The organism is Streptantibioticus rubrisoli (genome assembly GCF_024436055.1).
In the GTDB taxonomy this organism is placed as follows: Bacteria; Actinomycetota; Actinomycetes; order Streptomycetales; family Streptomycetaceae; genus Streptantibioticus_A; species Streptantibioticus_A rubrisoli.
On record NZ_JANFNH010000005.1, the window covers coordinates 74,209 to 97,556 of the forward strand.

Annotated in this window: 21 protein-coding genes; 9 read left to right on the top strand and 12 right to left on the bottom strand. The window is 72.1% G+C overall.

What is annotated here, in order from left to right; genetic code table 11:
- Nucleotides 1–35: 35 nt before the first annotated feature.
- The 4 genes from NON19_RS08370 to NON19_RS08385 form a co-directional block, all read right to left on the bottom strand.
- Nucleotides 36–1,544, bottom strand: a complete 1,509-nt coding sequence (locus tag NON19_RS08370; protein ID WP_255926044.1) for an NADH-quinone oxidoreductase subunit NuoF family protein — start codon at nt 1,542–1,544, stop codon at nt 36–38.
- Nucleotides 1,541–2,401, bottom strand: a complete 861-nt coding sequence (locus NON19_RS08375) for a hypothetical protein (RefSeq protein ID WP_255926045.1) — start codon at nt 2,399–2,401, stop codon at nt 1,541–1,543. The genes NON19_RS08370 and NON19_RS08375 overlap by 4 nt, the downstream gene beginning before the upstream one ends.
- A gap of 100 nt (nt 2,402–2,501) precedes the next feature.
- Entirely contained in the window at nt 2,502–3,359 is an 858-nt protein-coding gene (locus NON19_RS08380) for a hypothetical protein (RefSeq protein ID WP_255926046.1), read from the bottom strand.
- On the bottom strand, nt 3,356–3,706 hold the full coding sequence (locus tag NON19_RS08385) for a hypothetical protein (protein WP_255926047.1): 351 nt from the start codon (nt 3,704–3,706) through the stop codon (nt 3,356–3,358). Before NON19_RS08385 ends, NON19_RS08380 begins: the two co-directional genes overlap by 4 nt.
- 86 nt (nt 3,707–3,792) lie before the next feature.
- On the opposite strand from NON19_RS08385, the gene NON19_RS08390 reads away from it, so the two are divergent.
- Nucleotides 3,793–6,828 (top strand): CHAT domain-containing protein, encoded by a 3,036-nt coding sequence (locus tag NON19_RS08390; RefSeq protein WP_255926211.1) that lies wholly within the window; start codon nt 3,793–3,795, stop codon nt 6,826–6,828.
- A gap of 5 nt (nt 6,829–6,833) precedes the next feature.
- Here the strand turns inward: NON19_RS08390 and NON19_RS08395 are convergent, their stop codons facing one another.
- Nucleotides 6,834–7,844, bottom strand: coding sequence for a hypothetical protein (locus NON19_RS08395; RefSeq protein ID WP_255926048.1), 1,011 nt, complete (start codon nt 7,842–7,844; stop codon nt 6,834–6,836).
- A 303-nt stretch (nt 7,845–8,147) separates the two neighbouring features.
- The gene (locus tag NON19_RS08400; protein ID WP_255926049.1) at nt 8,148–8,609 is read right to left on the bottom strand and encodes a MarR family winged helix-turn-helix transcriptional regulator; all 462 of its coding nucleotides are present in this window, start codon (nt 8,607–8,609) and stop codon (nt 8,148–8,150) included.
- Between the two features lie 92 nt (nt 8,610–8,701).
- Between NON19_RS08400 and NON19_RS08405 the strand changes: the two genes are divergently transcribed.
- From NON19_RS08405 to NON19_RS08415, 3 genes are all read left to right on the top strand, one after another.
- Nucleotides 8,702–9,565: an SDR family oxidoreductase gene (locus tag NON19_RS08405; protein WP_255926050.1), complete on the top strand. Its 864-nt coding sequence runs from the start codon at nt 8,702–8,704 to the stop codon at nt 9,563–9,565.
- Between the two features lie 72 nt (nt 9,566–9,637).
- Nucleotides 9,638–10,303: a transglycosylase SLT domain-containing protein gene (locus tag NON19_RS08410; protein ID WP_255926051.1), complete on the top strand. Its 666-nt coding sequence runs from the start codon at nt 9,638–9,640 to the stop codon at nt 10,301–10,303.
- A gap of 108 nt (nt 10,304–10,411) precedes the next feature.
- Nucleotides 10,412–11,173 carry an SCO2400 family protein gene (locus NON19_RS08415; protein WP_443729334.1) on the top strand — a complete coding sequence of 254 codons (762 nt, stop codon included), beginning with the start codon at nt 10,412–10,414 and terminating at the stop codon, nt 11,171–11,173.
- Nucleotides 11,174–11,296: 123 nt separating this feature from the next.
- Here the strand turns inward: NON19_RS08415 and NON19_RS08420 are convergent, their stop codons facing one another.
- On the bottom strand, nt 11,297–12,172 hold the full coding sequence (locus NON19_RS08420; RefSeq protein WP_255926053.1) for a helix-turn-helix transcriptional regulator: 876 nt from the start codon (nt 12,170–12,172) through the stop codon (nt 11,297–11,299).
- Between the two features lie 161 nt (nt 12,173–12,333).
- Here NON19_RS08420 and NON19_RS08425 point away from each other — a divergent pair, with 161 nt between their 5' ends.
- On the top strand, nt 12,334–13,743 hold the full coding sequence (locus tag NON19_RS08425; RefSeq protein ID WP_255926054.1) for an MFS transporter: 1,410 nt from the start codon (nt 12,334–12,336) through the stop codon (nt 13,741–13,743).
- 98 nt (nt 13,744–13,841) lie between these two features.
- On the opposite strand, the gene NON19_RS08430 is transcribed toward NON19_RS08425, so the two are convergent.
- Nucleotides 13,842–14,675 carry an isocitrate lyase/PEP mutase family protein gene (locus NON19_RS08430; protein ID WP_255926055.1) on the bottom strand — a complete coding sequence of 278 codons (834 nt, stop codon included), beginning with the start codon at nt 14,673–14,675 and terminating at the stop codon, nt 13,842–13,844.
- A 224-nt stretch (nt 14,676–14,899) separates the two neighbouring features.
- Between NON19_RS08430 and NON19_RS08435 the strand changes: the two genes are divergently transcribed.
- Nucleotides 14,900–15,592 (top strand): response regulator transcription factor, encoded by a 693-nt coding sequence (locus tag NON19_RS08435; protein ID WP_255926056.1) that lies wholly within the window; start codon nt 14,900–14,902, stop codon nt 15,590–15,592.
- 49 nt (nt 15,593–15,641) lie between these two features.
- On the opposite strand, the gene NON19_RS08440 is transcribed toward NON19_RS08435, so the two are convergent.
- Entirely contained in the window at nt 15,642–16,967 is a 1,326-nt protein-coding gene (locus NON19_RS08440) for a HAMP domain-containing sensor histidine kinase (protein WP_255926057.1), read from the bottom strand.
- 214 nt (nt 16,968–17,181) lie between these two features.
- On the opposite strand from NON19_RS08440, the gene NON19_RS08445 reads away from it, so the two are divergent.
- The 3 genes from NON19_RS08445 to NON19_RS08455 all read left to right on the top strand — a co-directional run bounded on the left by NON19_RS08445 (nt 17,182) and on the right by NON19_RS08455 (nt 20,904).
- On the top strand, nt 17,182–18,942 hold the full coding sequence (locus tag NON19_RS08445) for a SpoIIE family protein phosphatase (protein ID WP_255926059.1): 1,761 nt from the start codon (nt 17,182–17,184) through the stop codon (nt 18,940–18,942).
- 312 nt (nt 18,943–19,254) lie between these two features.
- Complete coding sequence (locus tag NON19_RS08450) at nt 19,255–19,839, top strand: NADPH-dependent FMN reductase (RefSeq protein ID WP_255926060.1); 585 nt, start codon at nt 19,255–19,257, stop codon at nt 19,837–19,839.
- A 156-nt stretch (nt 19,840–19,995) separates the two neighbouring features.
- On the top strand, nt 19,996–20,904 hold the full coding sequence (locus NON19_RS08455) for an alpha/beta hydrolase (protein WP_255926061.1): 909 nt from the start codon (nt 19,996–19,998) through the stop codon (nt 20,902–20,904).
- Nucleotides 20,905–20,972: 68 nt separating this feature from the next.
- On the opposite strand, the gene soxR is transcribed toward NON19_RS08455, so the two are convergent.
- The 3 genes from soxR to tatA all read right to left on the bottom strand — a co-directional run bounded on the left by soxR (nt 20,973) and on the right by tatA (nt 23,317).
- Complete coding sequence (gene soxR / locus NON19_RS08460; RefSeq protein ID WP_255926062.1) at nt 20,973–21,428, bottom strand: redox-sensitive transcriptional activator SoxR; 456 nt, start codon at nt 21,426–21,428, stop codon at nt 20,973–20,975.
- A gap of 70 nt (nt 21,429–21,498) precedes the next feature.
- Nucleotides 21,499–22,896 carry a hypothetical protein gene (locus NON19_RS08465; RefSeq protein ID WP_372514039.1) on the bottom strand — a complete coding sequence of 466 codons (1,398 nt, stop codon included), beginning with the start codon at nt 22,894–22,896 and terminating at the stop codon, nt 21,499–21,501.
- A gap of 118 nt (nt 22,897–23,014) precedes the next feature.
- Nucleotides 23,015–23,317 (bottom strand): Sec-independent protein translocase subunit TatA, encoded by a 303-nt coding sequence (gene tatA / locus NON19_RS08470; protein WP_255926063.1) that lies wholly within the window; start codon nt 23,315–23,317, stop codon nt 23,015–23,017.
- Between the last annotated feature and the right edge of the window lie 31 nt (nt 23,318–23,348).

The window sequence follows — 23,348 nt, forward strand, 5'->3', positions numbered from 1 at the left end:
ATTCCCGCGTGCGGAGGCCCGCCGGGCAGGCCGCCTTACCGCCGTTCCAGCCGCAGCGCCAGTGCCGGGCAGCGGGCCACCGCTCTGCGGGCGCGCGGCAGTAGGTACTCAGGGAGCGGTGCGTCGTCGAAGACCGGGTAGCCGTCGCGGTCCAGCCGCATCGCCTCCGGCAGCAAATCCGCGCACAGCCCGTGCCCCACGCACAACGTCCAGTCCACGGAGAGCCGTTCGCCGACGCTCGGCCCGTCCTCCGTCGGCAGCGGCAGCAGCCCGGCGACCGGCCGCCCGCAACCGCCGCCCAGCACATGGGCGGCCAGGTCATCGGTGAAGGTGTTCACCGCCGACAGCACGAACCGGGCCGAACCGTCCGGATGTTTGCACGCGCCCCGGCCCCGCACCAGCCCCGCGTACTGCCGCAGCGTCTCCAGCGCGGGCTGCCCGCCGCCAGCCAGCACGTCGGCCAGCGCACCGGCGAGCGCGGGCAGGCCCAGGCGGCACGGCCCGCACTGGCCCGCGGTCTCGGCCGCCAGCCACCGCGCGACCAGCAGCGTCTCACCCAGCGGGCACACGTCGTACGACAGCGGCAGCACCGCCCCCGCGCCGAGCGTCGCGCGGTGCGCGGCCATGCTGGTCCGGGAGATCGAGGCCATTGAGGCGGCACTCGGGTCCAGCCAGGCGCCGTGGTAACCGCCGACCAGCACGCCCTGGCCGATGCCGGTGCCGCAACTCTCCAGCACGTGCGCCAACGGCACCCCGGTCGGGGTCTCCACCACCATGCGCCGCGGCACGGAGCCGCCAAGGGTGAGCAGCACGGTGCCCGGCTCCTCCGGCGCACCCGTCGCCGCGTAGTACTCCGCGCCCAACCGCGCGGCCACCGCGATCTGCGCGAACGTCTCGGTGTTGGACACCAGTGTGGGCAGCCCGGACAGCCCGCGCTCCGCGGACCGCACCCGCCGCCCCGGCGGCAGCGGCGGACCGCCGTCCGCCGCCCGCAGCAACGCCGTGGCCTCGCCGGAGACGAAGCGCTCGGGCATCCGGAACACCCGGGCCCGCAGCCGTCGGCCGCGCCGGTCGGACAGTCCCCGCTCCGCCAGCGCCCCGCGCACCGACTCCTCCAGCGCCCCCTGGGTGACGCCCACCACCAGTTGCTCAGCGCCGAGCGCCTCGGCGGCCAACAGCGCGCCGTCCAGCACCAGATGCGGGGCGCGGGCCAGCAGCACGGTGTCCTTGCGGCAGGCCGGTTCGCCCTCGCAGCCGTTGACCACGACGGCGGTACGGGTGCGCCGCTTGCGGGCCGAGTCGGCGACGGCGCGTAGTTTGCGGGCGAACGGGAAGCCCGCGCCGCCCCGGCCGCGCAGGTCGATGTCGGTTGCCAGGGCGGTGAGTTGGGACAGCGTGAGGTCCGGTAGCGAACCGTGTACGGACAGGTGGGTCGTCCAGTCGAGCCGCGCCGCCATGTCCATCCCGGCGGTCAGCCGCGGCAGCCCGAACGGGCGCACCTCGGGCAGGTCACTGGCCATACTGCGGACCGGCAGGTTGTTCATCGGCGGCCCTCGCTCCATGCTCCGGGCGCCTCGGGGGCGGACAGGTACGGTACGTCGGCCATGACGCGCATCCTCCGGTCAGCCCTTCTGCGCCGACCGCCCGCCCGGCGGCGGCCGGTGGGCCCGAGGGGGGGTCGGCGAATCGACGGGGCGCGCTCCTGGCGAGCCGGACCGCTCATCCGCACCGCCACCACGGCCGTCACGGCGATCATGCAGGCGATGTACGAGGCGGTGACCCACCACGCGGCGGGCCGCCCGGCCTTGAGGCCGTGCACCAGCGCCGCCAGCCACGACACGTACGAGCCCGCGTGCAGGATCCGCCAGCGCACCGGGTGCCGCCGCGCGGCGAACGCCCGGCGGGCCACCCCGGTGCCCACCGCGAGCACCAGCAGATAGGCCGCGACCACACCGGCCGCGATCAGCACGCCGCGGGCGGAGAACCCGATCGGCAGGAACGCATCGATGAGCGAGATGTGCTGCTCGGAGATCTTGATGCCCACGTGCAGCATCAGGAATCCCAGCGACACCACGCCGAGCCCTCGGTGCATGCCCTGTGCCCACAGTCGGCTGCGCGGTCCGAGGAACGCGGTGTCGGTGGTGATGACGCCCCACAGCACGGCGCCGGTCAGGGCCACCAGCGAGATGACTCCGGCGAAGTAGTCAAGGAATCCGCGCACCCCGGCCCCGGCGCTCAGCATCAGCCCGAGCCCCACCGCGGAGGCCACCACGGCCAGCACGGTGCCCATCAATATCCGTGTGGACGGGCTGAGTTCGACGGCGATCGTCGGCGGAGCGTCCGCCGAACCGTTGAAGCGCCCACGTGCCTGGCCGCGCCCCGAATCCACCGCTCGCCTCATCACGCTCCGATCCCCCTACCGATGCCGTTCCGTTTGGCCTTGGTTACGGAATCGAGACGTTGGCGGTTCAATCCGGAACTCGCCTGCCGGGGCGGGCAGTTCACGCCCCTTTGCGGAACTCCTCGGTCAGCCGACGGCCGATCGCGGGCGTGACCCGGTCGGCCGGAAGGTCGACGCCGAGGGCCTGGGCGAGGTCACGGACATGCAGGTCAACGGCCGACTCCGTCAGGTCGGCCAGGGTGGCGGCGGCCACCCGCCCGCGCCGCCAGCCGACGGCCCCGGTGACCAGACCGGCGAGCACCGCGGGCCACCAGCGGGCGCCCAGGCCGACGTAGAGCGCGCCCCAGCCGGTCTGGGTGGCCGCCTGTGTCAGAGCGCCGCGCGCGGCGAGCAGATCCGCCCTGCACTGCTCCGGCAGCAGCCCCCACAGCCTCGGCCAGCCGAACTCCAGGTCGAGCCCGTACTGGTGGCGCACCCGGACGCCCGCGCCGCGCAGCCGGTCACCGATCCAGGTGGGGCGCGCCGGGCGGGTGAGCGCGATCGCGTTGCGCGCCGCGGCCAGGGCGGCCACGTCCCGGTCGGCCGCCCGTCGCAGGGCCTGGTCGGCCCGTTCCCAGCGGGCACGGCGGCGCCGCACCAGCGGGTCGGCCAGCCAGGACGGTCCGGCCGCCGACCACACCGCCTCGACCAGCATCCCGGCCCCCCGCGCCAACAGCCCGACCGCCAGTGCGGCCAGCACCACGGCCGCGGCCAGCAGCGCCGCCGGTACCGGGCGGTGGTCGTAGGCGTTCGCCCAGCCGCTGACCGTATCGGCCAACCGCCGCAGGCCCAGCGCGTGCCGCTGCCCGAGCCGGGACGCCGCCATGACGAGCGCGGCGTAAAGGGCGCCCGGCAACACCAGCAACGCCATCCAGCGCTCGGCGAACCGCTTGCCCAACTCGGCCAGGAAGGCGTTCATCCGAAGGCCAGCGGCTCGTCGAACAGCGCGCACTCCGGGCGCGGACCGCCGGGTTCGCGGCGCTCCGTCCTGCTGCACAGTTGCCGTGGGCAGCCGTAGCGGCCGGACGGCGGCGGCGCGGCCTCCTGTCCGGGCACCGCCTGGTAGCTGCGCTGCTGCCCCGGCAGTCCCAGACCCAGCCAGAACTCCCGCAGCACATCGGCCACCGGCCCTGTGCCGTCGCGCAGTTGCCGCAGCGTGGTCCGCAACTCGTGCGGCCAGCCCTCCGCGGCGGCGCGTTCCCGCAGTGCGGGCAGCAGCGCGCAGAACCGCGCCAACTCCCGGGCATCGGTCGCGGTGATGTCCATCCGGCCCCCCATCAACGCCAGAATCGCGGAAATCCTATGCATCCCGGGTACCGGCGCATAAGGTCAAGGACACCGCTTTGGGGGATGTGTCCTGGGGGGCCGAAGTGGGCATCGAGGATCTGGCGTTCGCTCTTGAGGACCGGCTCGCCGCGGTCCAGGGCGGCGGTGTGGCGGTACTGACCGACCCCGACGCCGTCGCGCTGGCGGAACGCCTGTACCTGGCGGTGGACTGGTTCGCGCCGATCGAGGGTGCGGTGCCGACGGCGCGGGCCTTCAACCTCGCGGTGCTGGTCGCCACCTTCCACTGGCACCGGTATACCCACACCGGGGCGGAGCAGGACCTGAGCCGGTCCGCCTTCCTGTATCTGGTGGTCTATGGGTTCGCCACCCACCTCGTTCCGGAACCCATCCGCTCCGCCCACGAGAAGCGGGGTCACCACCATCACGCCTTTACCGCAGCGGAGTTGGAGGGCTTTGTCGGCCACGCCGTGTCCCTGCTCCGGCAGGCCGAACGCACCGGTGCGGTGGAGCCGTTGGACGACGCCACCGCGGTCCTGCGGTGGGTCATATGGCTCGCCCCGGTCGGCCACCGGCTGGGCGGCGCCGCGTTCGCCGAACTGGGCAATGTGCTGACCCGCAAGTACGAGTACACCGGCGACACCGACGCGCTCGCCCGGGCGTTGAACGTCAACCTCCGGGCGCTGGGCCTGCTTTCGCGGAACGACCCCTACTACCCGGTCGTCCTGTCCAACCTCGGGCACACCACGATCCGGCGGTTCGAACGCGACGGTGAACTGGAACCGCTCCGGGCCGCCATCGACGGGCTGCGGCGGGCCGTGGCCCTCGCCGCGCCCGATGATGTCAACGGTGCCGCCTACCGCACCAATCTGGCCGCCGCGCTGACCCTTTGGTACCGCCACACCGGCCAGGCGGCCGCCCTCGACGAAGCGGTCGAGGCGCTGACCGAGGCGGTGCGGGACACCGCCGAGGACCACCCCGACCTGCCGAGCCGACTGGGCAGCCTCGCCCAGTTGCTCGACCTGCGGGACGAGGCGTCCTCCGCCGACGAGGACAGCACGGCCACCATCATCACGCTCTTCCGGCGGGCCCTGTCGATCACGACGGACGGCCATCCGGACCGGCCGGCGTGCATGCTGGGGCTGGCCTCGGCGCTGCACACCCGGTTCGAGAGCGCGGGTGACCCGGACGACCTGCGCATGGCGATCGACCTGTGCCGACGGGTGTGCCGCACCATGCCGACGACCGGCTACCTCTACCCGAAGGCGCTGAGCGGCCTGGCGCAGGGTCTTCAGATCCGCTTCCGGCACTTCGGCCAACGCCGGGCACTGGATGAGGCGGTGAAGGTACTGCGCGTCGCGGCCGGTGCGCTGCCTCGCGATCATCCGGAGCGCGCCCAGCTCCTCACCGAGCTCGGTGGCGCACTGCGCGACCGGTTCACCGCCGAAGGCCGCCCGGCCGATCGCGAACTCGCCCTACAGGCGCTGCGCGAGGCGTCGCAGTGCGCGTCGGCACCCGCCGTGTGGCGGGTCAAGGCAGCCGTGGACGGCGCCGGTCTCGCCGCCGCGGCACACGACTTCACCGCCGCGACCGAGCTGTACGCCACCGCGCTGGAGCAGTTGGACCTCGCCGCATGGCGCGGCGCGGAGCGCGGCGACCAAGAACGCGTCCTGTCGCAGTTCAACCCGCTGTCCAACGAAGCGGCGGCGTGCGCCATACGGGCCGGTCAGCCGGAACGGGCGGTGGAACTGCTGGAGCAGGGGCGCGGCGTGCTGCTCGCCCGGGTCCTGGAGGCCCGCACCGACCACGGTGCGTTACGCGACCACGCCCCGGCCCTCGCCGACCAACTGGCCGAGGTACTGGACGCGTTGCACCGCATGCCCGACACCCGGACGCCAGCGCCCGACCAGGCCGCCCGCACCGCCAACGACCACCGCGCCGACCTGGCCCGGCGCCGCGACGCCCTACTGGCCGAGGTGCGGTCGCTGCCGGGATTCGGCGACTTCCTGCGCCCGCCGCGCTTCGCCACCCTGCGCGCGGCCGCCGCCAACGGTCCGGTGGTGCTGCTGAACGCCAGCCGCCACGGCTGCGACGCGCTTCTGCTCACGCGGGACGGCGTACGGGTGCTGCCGTTGCGCTGTTCGGTCGAGGAACTGCTCGACCGTGCCACGGCGTTCACCCAGGCTCTGGTCGCCGCCCGAGATCCCGAGCCCGGGGACGAGGACGGCGAACTGACCCGCTTCGAGGCCCGCAACACCGTGACGGACGTCCTCGGCTGGTTGTGGGACACCGTGGCCGGTCCGCTGCTGGCCGAGCTACCCGCCAACGGCCGTCTGGACGACGGTGGTTGCCCGCGTCTGTGGTGGTGCCCCACCAGCCTGTTCACCCTCCTTCCGCTGCATGCCGCCGGACACCACGCCCCAGGCGGGGAAGCCGTACTGGACCGGGTGGTCTCCTCCTACACACCAACCCTGCGCGCGCTGCTCCACGCCAGAGAGCACGCCCAGGACGCGTCCGGCGCACCACCACGACGACTGGTGGTCTCGTTGCCCTGCACACCGGGCTGGCCCGACCTGCCGAACGCCGAGCGTGAGGCCGCGGACCTGCTCGCCCGCTATCCGGACGCCGAGTCGCTCACCGGGCGGGCCGCCGAGTCCACGGCCGTGCTCGACGCGCTTGCCCGCTGCTCTTGGGCACACTTCGCCTGCCATGGCGCGCAGGCCCTGGAACAGCCCTCGCTCGGTGCCCTGTTCCTGTACGACCGTCCGCTGTTGCTGCGCGAGATCATGGAGCTACGCCTGGACCGGGCGTCCCTCGCGTTCCTCTCCGCCTGTGACTCCTCTCGTGGCGGACTGCGACTGGCCAACGAGGCGATCAGCTTCGCCGCCGCACTCCATGTCGCGGGTTTCCGTCATGTCATCGGCACCCTGTGGCCGATCAACGACGCCCTGGCACCCGAGGTCGCCGCCCTCGTCTACGACGAACTCGCCCGTCGCGGCACCGACTTCACCGCTGCCGCACTGCACGACGCGATACGCCGAACACGGTCCCGCTACCCCCGCGCGCCGCTGACCTGGGCCCCGTATGTGCACATCGGGCCATAACGGCTTCAGCCAGCCTTCGCCTCGGCATAGGCGGCGGCGATGGTGTGGAAGACGTCCTTCGGTCGCAGCGTGCCGTCCGGCAGTACCGCCTGCACACCGTAACCGGCCATGTCGGTGTCGCGGGCGGGGTCGGCGTCGTGGTGTATCAGCTGCCAGGCCGCGTAGGTGAACCAGAAGGCCGCGTCGAGGCCCTCCTCCTCGAACACGCCGAGAAGTTCGGTGAAGTACCGGGACTGCTCCCGCTCGTCCCGCTCCAACGGCTCCTTGAAGTGCCGCTCCCCGTCGTCGCCCTTCTCCAGCACCATCCATCCGACGCCACCACGCTGTCCCGCGCCCCGGTACGTACAGCAGCCGAACTCGGTGGCGGCCACCGGCTTGCCGTGCCGCAGGTGGCCGCGTATCTCGTCGCGGAAGGTGGCCTCGTTGTGGTCGGCGCGGTAGGCGTCCACTCCGACGATGTCGAACGGCGTCCAGTCGATGTGCTCCCAGGGGCCCGCCGCGTAACTGACCGGTCCGCCGAAGTGCTTGCGGGCCTCGGCCACGACATCGGCGAGGAAGGTGCTCAACCGGGCGATGACCGCTGGTAACTCGGTCGTGTACCACTCCCGCGGCGAGCGCATCATGGTGTGCAGCCGGGCGTTCAGGTCGTCCCCGGGGATGAAGCCCGGGTTGAACAGGCTCACCTCGCAGCCGGTGACAAGGATGACCTGGGCACCAGTGGCCCGGATACGCTCGGCGCGCTGGGCGCAGTCCGCGAAGTACTCGACCAGCGGATCCCGCGCCATGTCGCAGGGGAACGGCGCGAACCACACCTCAAGCCCGGCCGCCGCTGCCGCCTCGGCGGCGATCGAGAGCCGCTCCGGCTCGCCACCGGAGACGCGGACCGCGTCGCAGTGCAGTTCGTTGACGATGACCGCCATGTCCCGGCGAACGGCGTCAGGATCGAAGTCCGGACGGCTGCTGCCATCACCGAACGGGTCGAACCCGGTGTCGTAGTTGATGCCGTGACGACGCATGACTGCAACTCCTTACTCCTTGGAACTCCTCAGTACCCGCAGATCAATAACGCTCCTTCAGGATCGGGGAGTTGGCGCCCGGTCCGGCAGGGTCTGGCGTCCATACTTCGCCATGACATTTGTCAGGGAAATCAACTGACAGCCCCCGCGCCTGCGGCGGGGGCTTGCCGCCAGGAAAGCCTTCGGTCGCGCCCTGAAGGGGCGCGGGGCTGTGTTCATGTGCGGCTCCGCCGCGCGGGCGCGACCAGCCACAACGGTGCCGCAGGCGATCGACGGCCCATCGCCGCACTCCCAGCGGAGCGCTCAGCGCTGGGGCGACTGCTTGAGCTTGCGCCAGACCGTCTCCAGCGCCTCGATGTCCTCCGGACCGAGCAACTCCGTGAAGACCGGCGCGAGCACCGCCCGCCGTGTCTCGTCGGCCGCGCGGAAGGCCGCGCGGCCTTCGGCGGTCAGCTCGACCTGCACCGACCGGGCGTCCGTCGGCGACGGCGTACGCTCCACCAGCCCCCGGGCCGCCAGCGAGTCCAGTACGCGGGAGACCTGGCTGCGGCTGAGCATCGTCTTGGCGCCCAGGTCGGAGGAGGCCACCGGCTCGCTCTGGCCGTTGAGCCACAGCAGCACCTCGAACCAGGACAGCGGCAGTTCATGGGCCCGCGACAACGCGCGGTCCACCCGTGCGGCGAGCGTGGTGCCCGCCCAGACCAGACCGTAGAAGGCATGGTCCTCGTCGGACAGGGCTCCAATGGTCAGCTCGGGACGGCTCATGACACTCATCGTACGTCTTGCGTGTACACACACGCATCTATTAGTGTGTGTACGCACACACAATCAAGCTCAGCCCCCTGAGACGAGGCCTCATGCCCTCCACCAGCACCAACGCCCGACCCAAGACCGTCCTGATCACCGGAACCTCCTCCGGAATCGGCCTCGCCACCGCCGTAGCCGCCGCGCGGGAGGGCTGGCACGCCGTGGCCACCATGCGCGACACCTCCCGCGCCGACGCCCTGCGCAAGGCGGCCAGCGAAGCCGGGGTCGCCGACCGGGTCGAGGTGCGCCGCCTGGACGTCACCGACCCGGCCTCGGTGGCCGCCTGCGTCGACGCCGTGATCACCGAGCACGGACGGCTGGACGCGGTGGTCAACAACGCGGGCGCCGGCCACCTCGGCACCGTCGAGCAGGAAACCGTCGCCGATGTACGTGCCGTGATGGAGGTCAACTTCTTCGGCGTGGTGGAGGTGACCCGGGCCGCCCTCCCCCATCTGCGTGCCTCGCGCGGCCGTCTGATCACCGTCACCAGCGTCGGCGGCGTGGTCGGCCAGCCGTTCAACGAGGCGTACTGCGCCGCCAAGTTCGCGGTCGAGGGCTTCATGGAGTCGCTCGCCCCCCTCGCCGCGACCACCGGCGTCACCGTCACCCTGGTCGAACCCGGCGCGGTGGCGAGCGAGTTCGTGGCGAACGTCAACGTCGACATCCCGGCCGCGCTGGAGGCGGCGGGCCCGTACGCACCGGCGCTGCGCAACTACCTGGACCGTACGGCAGGGGCCTTCGCCGACGCGCAGAGCCCCGCGGAGGCCGCCGCGACGATCACCGAGGCGCTGCGGGCGGTCCGGCCAGCGCTGCGCATGCAGACCTCCGATGCCGCGGGCGGATTCGTCGCCACCAAGCTCAAGGACCTGGACGGCTCCGCCACGCTCGCCGTCACCAACGGCTGGGTCGCCTGACCCGGGCCGCACCCGGCCGCGCGGCGTATCTTTCGGTACGCGGGAGTCCGGGCGGCGCAGGGAGGGCACGACGTGGCTGAGCCACGCAGGTCTCGGTGGGGTGTCGGCCTGGCGGTCGCCGTGCTGATCGTGGCGGGGTGGGCCGCCAGCCGCGGCGGGCACGGTACGGGGTCGGCCGCGCCGCACGAGCCCGGGAAGTCCACGGCGCCCAGCGCCACCAGCACGCCGAGTGAGCGGCCCACAGCGGACGGCCAGGACCCTGCCCGTTATGCGCCGCAGGTCATCAAGTACGCCAAACAGGCGGATATCGACCCGCGGTTGCTGATGGCGATTCTCTACAACGAGTCGTACAAACCGCATGACCCCGCCTGGGAGCGGGCCTGGCAGCGCATCAAGCCGGACGCCGCGTTCGGTGTCGCCAACATGCACAAGGCGGCGTTCGACGAGACCAAGCAGGGCCGGGACTTCGCCGACCGGGACTGGCGGCAACTGCCCGACGACCCGTCGCTCGCGGTCGAGGCCGCCGCCTGGTACCTGCACGACCTGGCCCGGCAACTCCCCGCGGAGCACGGCCGCTACACCGAGGACGAGTTGCTGGCCCTGGGCTACAACACCGGCCCGGGCAACATGCTGGCGTTCGCCCGGGGCGCGAAACCCGGCGTGGCGGCCCAGTCCTATCTCCACCAACTCCACACGAACTGGACGTCGGCCGCACAGGCGCTGCGTAACGCAGGGTGAACAACCGGCGGTTCGTGCGAGGCCCGGCATGGCGTTCGCATGAGCGCGTCAGTATGGTGTGCGCGTCGAGGGGGACGGGGGGCTGTTCCAAAAGGACGGACTCAGCGCATGCGCTACTGCGAACGGTGCGGAAGCCACCTCGCGGAGGTATACGCCTGCCCGGCGTGCGGCACACCCGCCAGCACGCCGCCACGGTGGATCGCACAGCCGACGGCCGAACGGCCGCCCGCCAGGCACCCCCTGTACCACAGCCTCATCCCCCCGATGCCGGAGCCGCAGCCCTACGAGGCCCCGGAGCCGCCGGACGAGGAACCGCCCGAGGCCGAGCATTCGCCCGAGGCCGAGCAATCGCCCGAAGCGGAGGAGTCGCCCGAGGCGGAGGAGTCGCCCGCGCCCCCTGCCCCAGCGCACCGCCGTACCGCCCCCCGCTCCCGCAGAGCGCCACGCCGCAGAGGCAGAACCGCCAAGCTGGTGCTGGGCGTTACCGGAGGACTCGTCCTGATCGGTGCCGCCGCGACCGTACTGCCCGGAGAGCTGCTGCCGACCGGCTCGTCGCAGGCGGACAACACCCAGGCGACGGCATCCTCCACCGCGCCGGAACCGGCGGCGACGGCGAGCGCGGTGCCGACGACCGCCCAGTCGGTCCCCGTCAGGAAGTCGGTACCGCACCGCGCCTCGCACTCCGCGCAGCCGTCCCTTTCCGCGGGCCCTGCTGGAGCCACCGCGCACACGGCGGTTCCGGTTTCGGCCCCGGTACCGTCACAGGCCCAGGGCAGCCCCGCGCCACCCGCCCCCGCGACGACACCCACGCCGAGTCCTCGGCCGCGGCCGACCCACCAGCCAACGTGCTTCCTGCTCTGGTGCAGCTAGTTCTCCGCATCGGCTCGGCAGCGCCCCGAAGGGCGCTGGGAACCGCGCGACCAGCCACAGTGGTGCCGCAGACGATCGACGGCCCCTGACCCGCACTCCCAGCGCAAACTCCCAGCGGAGCGCCTAGCGGTTCAGGGCCGTCGGCTCGGCCGAGGCGGTCTCCGGAACCCCCAGGTCCAGCAGCGTCATCGCGTCATGGTCCGGGGTGCCCGGTGTGGCCATGTAGACCACCATCCGCTGGCCGTCGGTCTTGTTCAGGCTCACCACCTCGTGTACCAGGGTCAGCGTGCCGACCAGCGGGTGCCGGAAGGTCTTCGCACCGTCGCCGATCGACCGGACCTCGTAGCGCTCCCACAGCCGGTTGAACTCCGCGCTCTTGACGATGAGTTCGCCGACCAGCGCGGCCAGGTCCGGCGCGTCGGGGTCGCTTCCGGCGACCGCGCGCAGTTGCGCGACGCAGTTCTTCGCCTTCTGCTCCCAGTCCGGCCACAGGTCGCGGGCGACCGGGTGCAAGAAGGTGTACCTGATGGTGTTGCGCTGGCGGGCGGGCCATTCCGCCATGCCGGGCATCAGCCGCATCCCGCCGGGATTGGCGGCCAGCAGATCGTTGGTGCGGCTGACGACGTACGCCGGGCTGGGCCGCACCGTCTCCAGCAGCTGCTTGACGCTGGGCCGCACCGTGCGGCTCGCCCGTGGCCGTGGCTCGGGGGCGCGCCGGGCCGCCTGGGCCGCGAGGTCGCGCAGGTACTGCCGCTCCTCGTCGTTCAGCCGCAGCGCGTTGGCCAGTGCCTCGACCACCGCCGGGCTGGGCCGGGTCTCCTTGCCGCGCTCAAGGCGGGTGTAGTAGTCGATGCTCACCCCGGCCAGCGTGGCCAGTTCCTCGCGCCGCAGTCCCGGGGTACGGCGTACTCCGGCGCCGATGGGCAACCCCACGTCGGTGGGCCGCACGCCTTCGCGGCGGGCCCGCAGGAACCGTCCCAGCTCGGTCTGCTCGGTCATGGCCACAGTCTGCCAGCGCGTCATCACCGCAGCGCAACGCGTCTGGGGGGCCGTATCACTCCCTGGCTGGCAACACCCCGGAGCATCGCGGTCTGCCTCTGCCCGCACGGCCCGAGGAGTCTGTAACGCGAGTCGTACCGGACCACGGGGAGGAAGAACCGATGCACACGACCGTGCGCGAACCCATACGCACCGAAGCGCCACCGGCCGCCGAGCCGCGGCGGGTGTCCCCCACTTTGGTGCTGGGCGCGGCCCTGCTGGGGTTCTTCGTGATCGGGTTGGACGCCTCGGCGGTGAACGTGGCGCTGCCCGCCATCGGCCGGACGCTGGGCGGTACAACCGCCGGTCTGCAGTGGATCGTTGACGCCTACACGCTGATGTTCGCGGCGCTGCTGCTGTCCGCGGGCGCGTTGTCGGACCGGCTCGGCGCCAACCGGGTGTTCGGCGCGGGCCTCGCGGTGTTCACCGCGGCGTCGGCGCTGTGCGGACTGGCGCCCGCGCTGGGCGCGTTGATCGGCGCGCGGGTGGTCCAGGGCAGCGCGGCGGCGGTGATGCTGCCGTCGTCGCTGGCGCTGGTGCGGCAGGCGTTCCCGCACACCGCCGAGCGGGCGCGGGCGATCGCCCTGTGGACGGTCGGCGGCGCGGTGTCGACCGCGGCGGGGCCGGTGGTGGGTGGCGCGCTGACCAGTTCGCTGGGCTGGCGGTCGATCTTCTTCCTCAACCTCCCGGTGGGGCTGCTCACGCTGGCGGTACTGGTCAGGGTGCCGCGTTCGCCGCGCCGGGCCGCTCCGCTCGACCCGCTGGGGCAGTTGACCGCGGTGATCGCGCTGGGCGCGCTGACGTACGGGGTGATCGAGGGCGGTGCGTCGGGCTTCGGTACACCGACGGCCGTGGTCAGCCTGGTGGTCGCCGGGGTGGCGCTGGCCGCGTTCGTGGTGGCGGAGGCGCGGGTCGGCGAGCCGATGGTGCCGCTCGGCCTGTTCCGGTCGCGTACCGCGACGCTGTGCCTGGCGATCGGGTTCGCGGTGAACGCCGCGTTCTACGGGACGGTGTTCGTGCTCGGGCTGTTCTTCCAGCAGGTGCTGGGGCTGTCCGCGGTGACGGCGGGGCTGATGTTCTTGCCGATGACCGCGCTGGTCGCCGGGGCGAACGTGGCCTCCGCGCGGGCCGCGGCGCGGTTCGGGCCGCGGGTGCCGATCACGATCGGCCAACTGGTCTGCGCGCTCGGGCTGTTCGGCCTGCTGGGGGTGGACACGCACACCGACCGGCTGCTGACCGCGGTGCTGTTGGTGCCGATGGGGATCGGGCTGGGGTTCGCGGTGCCGTCGCTGACCGCCGCGATGCTGAGTGACATCCCGGCGGACCGGGCCGGGATGGCTGGGGGCGTGCTCAACGCGGGCCGCCAGACTGGCGGCGCGCTGGCGGTGGCGGTCTTTGGCGCGCTGGTGGCGCACGGTACGCGGTTCGTCTCCGGGATGCACATCAGCCTGCTGGCCTCCGCACTCCTGCTGCTCGCCACCGCGGCCGGGGCGTTGGCGCTGCCCGGGCGGGGTGCGGCGGGAGCGCGGTGAGTCGGGCACACGACGGCGAGCCCCGAGCCGACGCCCCCCTCGTCACCGTGGACGCGCCGCGGCCCCGACCCGGGGTGACGGGGTCGGGGCCGCGGTGGTCAGGCCGCGGTGGTGCGCTCCAGCAGCGCCAGGCAGCTGGCCACGGTGGTGGCGTCCGGCCTCGGCTCGGGAAGCCTGCCGTCGGCCGCCTTCAGCTCGGACATCGCGCGCCGCATGGCGTCCTGCGCGGCGAACAGGCACGGGGTGCTGTAGATCGCCACGTTGACGCCCAGCTCGCCGAGCTCGCCGAGGGACAGCCGGGGCGACTTGCCGCCGCCGATCTGGTTGAACAGCAGCGGTTTGTCGCCGATGGTCTCCCGGATGGCCCGGATCGCCTCGACACTGCGGACCCCGTCGACCAGCACCACGTCGGCTTCGGTGGCGGCCAGCGCCTTGGCCCGGCGCAGGATCTCCTGCTCCTCGGTGGCATCGGTCCTGGCCACGACGAGCAGATCGCGCCGGGCCTCCAGCACCGCCTGGAGCTTGTCCAGGTACTCCTCAAGCGGCAGCACCTTCTTGCCGTCCACATGCCCGCAGCGCCGCGGCCGCGCCTGGTCCTCCAGGATCACCCCGGAGGCCCCCACCGCCTCCAACTGCCGTACCACGTGCGTCGCCACATGGGTGTCGACATAGCCGTCGTCGATGTCTACCAGCAGGTGCACGTCGGGGAAGGCGCCCCTGACGCGCTGGGCGAAGGAGAGGACGTCCGGCCAGGCGATGTATCCGATGTCGGGAAGTCCGTAGTGCGAGGCGGCCAGTCCGAACCCCGACAGGAACAGGCCGTCGTAGAACTGCGTCGCCACGGCCGCGGAGTGCATGTCGTGCACACCGATCAACGGCGTGGTCCCGGGCTCGTTCACTGCCTGCCGCAAAAGAGTTCCGTACTGCGTCATGCCGGATTCTCCTCACGCTCGGATAGCCGGTCCCGTACGGTTTCGGAACCGCGCTCGACGAACGTATGCGCCTGGGGGTGAGATCCTCCTCCGAGGAGTGCAAACAATCCGTTTACCAACCACCTTGCGGCAAGTCGGCAATGCGCCAGCGGGTAACACTCGAAGGTGGCCGAAAACCGCGACGGATGCGGTTCCGGAAACATTCCGCTGATCTAATGGGCGGCATGGCTCTCGCGGAACTCCTGGTGGTGGAGGACGACCCCGAGATCGCGTCTGAACTCGGCCAGGCGCTCACCGGGCACGGCTACAACGTGCAGCACGCACACAGTGGTGCGAAGGCCTCCGAGGAAGCGCTGCGCGGCAGTTGGGACCTGGTCCTGCTCGACCTCGGGCTGCCGGATATCGACGGGGTGACGCTGTGCCGTCGGCTGCGGTCGTGTCTGCCGGTGGAGACGGTCATCGTCGTGCTCACCGCCCGTACCCAGGAATTCGAGGTCATCGTCACGCTGGACGCCGGTGCGGATGATTACCTCACCAAGCCGTTCCGCATCACCGAGTTGCTGGCCCGGCTGCGCGCGCATCTACGGCGTCGTGCGGTGGCCGGTGGACCGCAGGTGTTACAGGTCGGTGCCACCCGCATCGACCGGCACGCACGGCGGGTGTACGTGGGGCCGCGGGAAGTTCCTTTGCGGCCGAAGGAGTTCGACCTGCTGGCAACGCTGGCCGCTTCGGCGGGCACGGTGGTGCGGCGCGAGCAACTGATGGCGGAGGTGTGGGACGACAACTGGTTCGGTTCCACCAAGACGCTCGACGTCCACATCTCCGCCCTACGGCGCAAGTTGATCGACGCCGGGGAGGCGCCGGAACGCATCACCACGCTGCGCGGCACCGGGTACCGGCTGGAGCAGGATCTCTAGGTGGTCCTTCCCGGCCGCACGCTCACCGGCCCCCCGTCCCGCCGTCCCCCTACGCGGGCAGCAGCAGGGCGAACACCGGGCCGGGACCGGGCCGTCTGAGGACCAGGCGGCCGCCCTCCGCCTCCGCGAGCGAGCGGGCCAGGGCGAGCCCGATGCCGTGGCCACGCTGCCGTGGCACCGCGAAAGCCGCGTCACCGCCACCGGCCGGTCCCGGCCCCTCGTCGCCGACCTCCAGCGCCACCCCGGCACCGACGTCCGCCGCCACCAGGCTGATCTCACCGCGGCCGTGCGCCAGCGCGTTGTCCAGCAGCACGTCCACGATCTGCAAGATGGCCACCTCGGACGCCCGTACCGGGGGCAGATCGGGTTCGCACCGTAGGGCCAGCGAGCGCCCGGCGTCGTTGATCGCGTCCCGGTGGCGTGCCGCCGCCTGCTCAAGCAACCGGCCGACGTCGACCGACCCGGCGCAGCGGTGGGTGTCCCGGGACAGGTGGAGCAACTCCTCGACGGTCCGGCCCAGTTGGTCGGCCCGCCGCAACGCCGTGGTCAGCGACTCGCGCGGCACCGGTCCCTGCTGTTCCAGTGCCCGCTCCAGGCCGAGGATCAGCGCGGTGAGCGGGGTGCGCAGCTGGTGCGACACCGCGGTGCTGAACCGCCGTTCCCGCTCCAGCAGTTGCCCCAGCCGCTCGGCGGTGGCGCTCAGCGCCTGGCCGACCGCGTCCGCCTCCCGGATGCCGCTGCGCGCGGGCTGGATGCTGAAGTCCCCGTCGCCCAGCGCCCGCGCGGTGGCCGTCAGCCGCTCCAGGGGTATCGCGATGCGGCGGGCCAGATGCCGGGCCAGCACCGCGGACAGCGCCACCACCACCGCGCCGAGCGCGGCGAGCAGCAGCCAGACGCCCAGGGTGCGGTCGGTGACGAAGTCCCACGGCAGCCAGGCCCGTACCACCGCGACCACCTTGCCGTTCCTGGACACCGGTGCCGCCACGGCGAGTTGGTCGTCCTCCACCGCCTCGTGCAGTCGCCCGTCGCGGGCCTGGAGCACCACCTCGGAGAAGTCCGGGCCCCGGCCGTCCATCCGATGCCCTGAGGTGGTGTAGATCGCCACATGGGTGTCCGGGGTACGGCTGCTGGGCAGCAGCGCACGTCCGTGCCGGGTGCTCGCCGGTACCGGCAGCGAGAGCGCCGCCCACACCGCGTTGCGTTCCACGGTGACCACCGCGTTGCTGCGGTAGATCCGATGCACCGTCAGCGCCAGCGGCAGGGTGAAGACCAGCACCGCGCACGCGGTGACCGCCACGATGGACACCAGCACCCGCCTGCGCAGCGAGCCCGCCCGCACCGGGGCGCCGCGAGGGCGCCGACGCCCGCGCATCATGGCGCGGCCCTCCTCGACGGGCGGCGCACGGCGCGCCCCGGTAACCGTTCCGGCGGAGCAGCAGTGGAGGCGGTCACGCCCAGACGATATGGCACGCCCGCCGAATCCGCCTTTTTCCGACGGCCGGGCCGGTGCGACGCGGATGCGGATCACCCAGCGGGGTCCGACGATGAAGACGAGGCGGTTCGGACACGGGACAGGAGGAGGTAGCCGGGTGTGCCCCGATGCTTCCGGCCGGGACGACGCCGACGCGCTGCACGCCGACGCCCTCTTCGACGCGGCCGCCGCCGCGCTCGCGGCGCACAGCACCGACCAGGTGCTGCGCGGCGTGCTGAACGGCACCTCCGCCGGCATCGTCATCCTCGATCCGCGGCTGCGCCACCTGTACGCCAACCCCGCCTTCACCCGGATGACCGGCGTACCCGCCGCCGACCTGCTCGGCCGGACCCTGGCCGAGGCGCTGCCCGAGGTGGCCGACCGGCCGGACGTGCAGCGGCAGGTGCTGGACGACGGCCAGCCGAGGGAAGTGGTGATCAGCGGCCGTACCCACGCCGACGCGCCCGAGGACCGCCGCTGGTGGCACTGCGCGTACCACCGGCTGACGGCCGAGGGCGGACGGGTCGGTCTGGTCGGGATCATGCTGGAGATCACCGAGTTCCGTCAGCAGCAGCACGACCTTGAGCAGGCCCGCCACCGGCTGTCGTTGCTGGACACCGCCGCCACCCGGATCGGCACCACGCTCGACGTGGACATGACCTGTGCCGAACTGGCCGACTTCATCGTGCCCCGGCTGGCCGACCTGGCCACCGTCGAGGTCGTCCCGTCCGACGCCCCGCACGGCACCGCGACCAGGCCGGGCGCGCTACGGCTGCGCAGGACCGCGCTCGCCACCATCCCCACGCTGACCGCCCGGGCCCACGCGGTGGGGGTGACCGGGGAGTACGTGCGGCATCCGGCCGGTTCCGCCGTGCAGCGCTGCGTGGCCAACGGCTCACCGGTGCTGTGGCGGCCGGGGGACGACGAGCGGCCGGAGGCGGAGCACGTCGCCGAGTACCGGGCGATGGGCGTCCACTCGCTGCTGGTCGTACCGCTCACCGCCCGCGGCCACACCATCGGCGCGATGACCCTGGCCAGGGCCGGGCTGACGCCGCCGTTCGGTGAGGAGGACACCGTGCTCGCCCAGGACCTGGCGGGCCGGGCAGCGATCAGCGTCGACAACGCGAGCCGGTACGCCCGCTCCCAGGGCATCGCCCTGGAACTCCAGCGCGCCCTGCTCGCCGAGCCGGGCAGCCCGCACCCCAACCTGGAGATGGCCTCGCGCTACCTTCCGTCCGGCACCAGCGCGGTGGTCGGCGGCGACTGGTACGAGACCATCCGGCTGCCGTACGGGCGGACGCTGCTGGCCATGGGCGATGTGATGGGGCACGGCATCGAGGCCGCCGTCGACATGAGCAACTACCGCTCGATACTGCGTTATGTGGCCGCCACCGACCTGCCACCGCACCGGATCCTGCGCCAGCTGGACACCCTGATCTGCGAGGAGAGCGAGGCGAGCCGCCCCGCCACCTGTCTGCTCGCGCTGACCGACCCCGCCCGCGAGCGCTGCGCCTACGCCAGCGCCGGGCACCTGCCACCCGCACTGCTCGGCGAGGACGGCGGCACCGAGCTGATCAACGTGCCGGGCGGTCCGCCGCTGGGCACCTGCTTCGGCGGGTATGAGCTGGTGACCAGTCCCTTCCGGCCCGGTCAGGTGCTGCTGCTGTACACCGACGGGCTGGTGGAGCGGCGCGGTGAGGACATCGACGTCTCACTGGCCCGGCTGGCCGACCTCAAACTGCCGGTGGCAGGCGATCTGGACGACCTGCTCGACGAGGTGCTGCGCGGCCTGGTACCGCAGGCCGCCGAGGACGACATCGCCGTGCTCGCCGCCCGGCTGCGACCGCGGCCGGGGCCGGACGTCGTCGAGCCGACCTGAGCAGGTCAGGCGAAGTCCGCCGCTGTCCGGTAGCGCCTCCAAGGGGCGCGGGGAACCGCGCGGCGCAGCGCTCCACCCAGGATCCGCCCGTGGCATCGAGCAGTTGACTTGAACCTAAGTTCAACTTCTAGCGTCAGGCCGTGCTCGCCTCCGAGCGCCCCCATGCCGACCTCGGCGGACGCCGGGCCGACAGCCGGTCCTTTCGATTTCCTGTCAGCTTTCCTGCCCTTTTCCTGTCGTTTTCCTGTCGTTTTCCTGTCGTTTTTCCGTCCTTTCAACTGCCTTGCCAAGCAATCCCGTTAGGAGCACCCCATGTCCACCACACCCCTGCGCCTCGCGATCGTGGTCGCCAGCGTTCGCGAAGGCCGCTTCGGCCCCACGGTTGCCAACTGGTTCACCGGCGTCGCCGAGCAGCGTGAGGACCTGGCCGTCGAGGTGATCGACCTGGTCGACCACCAGTTGCCGATGGCGCTGTCGAAGGACCCGTCGCCCGAGGTGGCCGCCGAGTTGGCCAGGGTCTCGCCGCGACTGGAGCAGGCCGACGCCTTCGTCGTGGTGACCCCGGAGTACAACCACAGCTTCCCGGCCTCGCTGAAGTCCCTGATCGACTGGCACTACACGCAGTGGCGGGCCAAGCCGGTCGGCTTCGTCTCCTACGGCGGTCTGTCCGGCGGTCTGCGCTCGGTGGAGCAGCTCCGGCCGATCTTCGCCGAGCTGCACGCCGTGACGGTCCGGGACGTGGTCAGCTTCCACAACCCCTGGGGGCAGTTCGACGCGGACGGCGCGCCGAAGGACCCGTCGGGCCCGGAGGCCGCCGCCAAGGTCCTTCTCGACCAGCTCTCCTGGTGGGGCAACGCGCTGCGCGACGCCCGCGCCAAGCACCCGTACGGCGGCTGATCCGTTCCCGGCCGCCCGGACGGGCGGGATCTGACGGACCTACTGTTTCTTCCTGGGACCAGCGGCCCGCGTCGTGATCTGATGCGCGGGGTGCGTTCGAATTCTTTCGGGCGCACCCCGCGATTCGCCTTTCACGCCTCCTGGATACGGACCGACATGACTGAGCCGATCAATTCCGCCGTACCCAAAGCACGGGACATCGTCCTGGACGCGGACGGCGTCCAGCTCTCCGCGCTGCTCGCCGAACCCGAGCACCTGCCGCCGCGGGCCGTGGTGGTCGCCGTGCCCGGCGGCGGCATGAAGGGTGGCTACTTCCACGGTCCGGCGCACCCCAGCCTCTCGCTGCTGGCCCTCGGGGCCCGGCTGGGCTTCACGGTGCTCGCGGTCGACCGTCCCGGCTACGGGCTGTCTGCCAGCCAACTCCCCGAGGGAATGGGCCTGGCCGAGCAGTCGGCGACGCTGCACGCCGCGCTGGGCGACTTCGCGCTGCGCCACCAGATCGGCGCCGGTTTCTTCCTCGTCGCCCACTCCTACGGCGGCAAGCTCGCGCTGACCGCCGCGGCGGACAACCGCGGCGCCGAGCTGATCGGAATGGACATCTCCGGGGTCAGCCATCGCTACGCGGTGGACGTGTCACAACTGCTGGACGGGGAGGGCCCGTTGAACGGGGTGCGGCACGGCGCGCTCAACTGGGGGCCGCTGCGGCTGTATCCGCCGGACACGTTCCGGCTCGCCGAACCGCTGGTGTCCCCGATGCCGGTGCGCGAGGCCAAGGAGATCTGGCGCTGGCCGGAGGTCTTCCCCTCGGTGGCGGCCCGGTTGCGGGTCCCGGTGCGCTTCACCTTCGCGGAGCACGAACGCTGGTGGCGGCACGACGAGGAAACCCTGTCCGCCATGCGGGACCTGCTGGCCGCCCCCAAGGTCCTCTTCGCCCAACACCCCCACGCGGGCCACAACATCAGCCTGGGCTGGGCCGCCCGCTCCTACCACCTGAAGGCCCTGGCCTTCGCGGAGGAGTGCCTGCTCACCCGCCAGCTGGGGGCTTGGGGGCAAGGCCCCCGATAGGGGTTCCACCGCGACGGCGCGCCCACCTCACGGCACGGTCCGGCGGTGCCGGTCGAACCCCGGCGCCGTCAAGAGATCTGTAACCGCCGTGCGCCGGTGCCTTGTTCACCCAGCACATCATGCGGGTTCGCCAGCGCACAGCGTTCCAGCGTCAAGCACCCGCACCCGATGCAGTCGGTGAGTTTGTCGAGCAGCATCGTCAACTGCTCGATCCGCTCCGTCAGATCCTTCCGCCAGTGCTCGGAGACGCACGCCCAGTCCTCCTTGCTCGGCGTACGCCCCTCCGGCAGCAGGGCAAGCGCGTCGCGAATGGTGGCCAGCGGGATGCCGACCCGCTGGGAGACCCGGATGAAGGCGACCCGGCGCAGGGTGTCCCGTGCGTAGCGGCGCTGGTTGCCGCTGGTGCGACGGCTGTCTATCAGCCCTTGCCGCTCGTAGAACCGCAGGGCGGAGGCAGGAACTCCGCTGCGTCGCGACAACTCGCCGACGGTCAGTTCCTTGGCCTGCCAGGACACGCTGCTCACAAGATCACCCTAGCCGGGCCTGGGGTGTTGGCCCAGGCCCGGCCAGGGTGTTCAGCGGCTGAGGCGCCGACTACCAGTCGCCGCCGCCGAATCCACCGGAGTCGCCGCCGCCGAAGTCGCCGAATCCGCCGCCGGTGTCCCCGAACCCACCGGAGAAGTCAGCGGGGTTGAAGTCGGCACCGGAGAAGTCGCCGCCCTGCGGACCGGCGTCGAAACCGCCGCCCATGTCGCCACCGTCGAACCCGACGCCGTCATAGGCGTACGCGGGCGTGCTCAGCGCGCTGCCGAGCATGGTGCCGATCAGCAGCCCCGGCAGCATCCCGCCGCCGAAGTAGCCGCCCGCCCACGGCGCGTAGGCCGGTCCGGCGTCCCAGTAGGGCTGCGGGCCGTACGCGGTCTGCACATGGCGGGTCATCGGCTCGTTGCCGTCGGCGATCCGGGCGGCGTCCGCCGCACACGCCGGAACGCTGCGCACCGCGCCACCGGCGGGCGCCCACTCCACGTCCCGCACCGAAGGCCCGTGCCGCGGGTCGAAGAAGCACGGCACCCGGCGCTCCGGCAGCGGCGCACCGCTGCGTCGGGCCGCCAGGGTGGCCAGCGAGAACCGGCCGTCCTCCAGCGCCTCGGTGACCGGCCGCACGTCATCCGGCCTGGTCGCGGCCGCCATCAGCGACTTGGCGCGGTCGTACGCGTCCAGCGCGTGCGTGTAGTCCGTCCGCATCGCGTCCGTGGCGGACGGATCGGTGGGGCTGAAGTCCAGCCGCTCCAGCTCCTCACCGAAGGCGGTGATGTCCTCGTCCACCACGGTGCGCAGCTGGTCCAGGGCGGCCCGCTCGCGCTCGGCCTTCTTCTTCTTGGCCCGCCGGTACAGCACGTACCCGCCGCCGCCCGCGCCCAGCACGATCACGCCCGCGGCGATCGCACCGGCCGCCGCGCCGGATCCACCAGAACCGCCGGAGTCACCCCAGGAGTCGGGCGCGTGGCCCTTGGCCACCTGGTCCGCCTGGTCCACGAACGTGTTCAGCTCGGTCTTGACGTCACTCGCGGAGGACCTGGCGTCCAGCAAGGCGTTACTGATCGTGCTGCGGGACATCACCTGGCGGTCCGCCGCGGCGTTGAAGCCCTTGTCACCCAGGTGGACCGCGTACACGCCGGTGATGCCGACCTTGGTGCGCAGCAGCCGCAGCAGCGTGGCCTTCGGGTACTCAGGCGAGTTGGGCAGCACGGCGACGAACACCGGCTTGTTCGCGTCCTTGATCTTCTTCGCCAGCGCCGCGGCGTCGGCCGACGACAACTGCGAAGCCGCCCCCGGGTCCACATAGACCGGGCTCTTCTTCAGCCCGTCGGCCACCGCGTCCAATCCTCCGGCGGCGTGCGCTGGCGGGGCCGCCAGTGCCAGTACGGCGAGCAGCATGGCCGGGAGCAGCGCGAGCAGCCCCCGGCGTGCTCTGTTCAGGGACGTGCCCACGAAAAGCCTCCGTAGTTCCTGCTGACGTTCCTGTGATCGATCCTCAGCGATCAATCAGTCACCAAAGAGTACGTAAAGACAGGACGCGGCGGCGCGCACGGAGGTTGACAGCCGGAACCTAATCGTTACGCGCCTGACGGGGCTCCTCCACGGGCCGGGCGCTGGCCGTGTCTCCGGGCGCCGACTGGATGGTGCGCCGCACGGGCTCGTCCTGCGGCTTGTCCTGCGCCCTGGGCGCGGCCGGCTCGCCGGTGGCGCCCTCCTTGAAGTCGTCCTTCAGCGCCTTGGTCTCGCTCTTGAGGATCCGCAGCGACTTTCCGAGCGCCCGGGCCGTGTCGGGCAGCCGCTTCGCTCCGAACAGCAGGAACACCACGAGTACGACAACGACCAGGTGCCAGGGTTCCAAACCGTTGCGCAGCATCGGCGCCCCACCTCTTCTTCCTCTTGTTTCT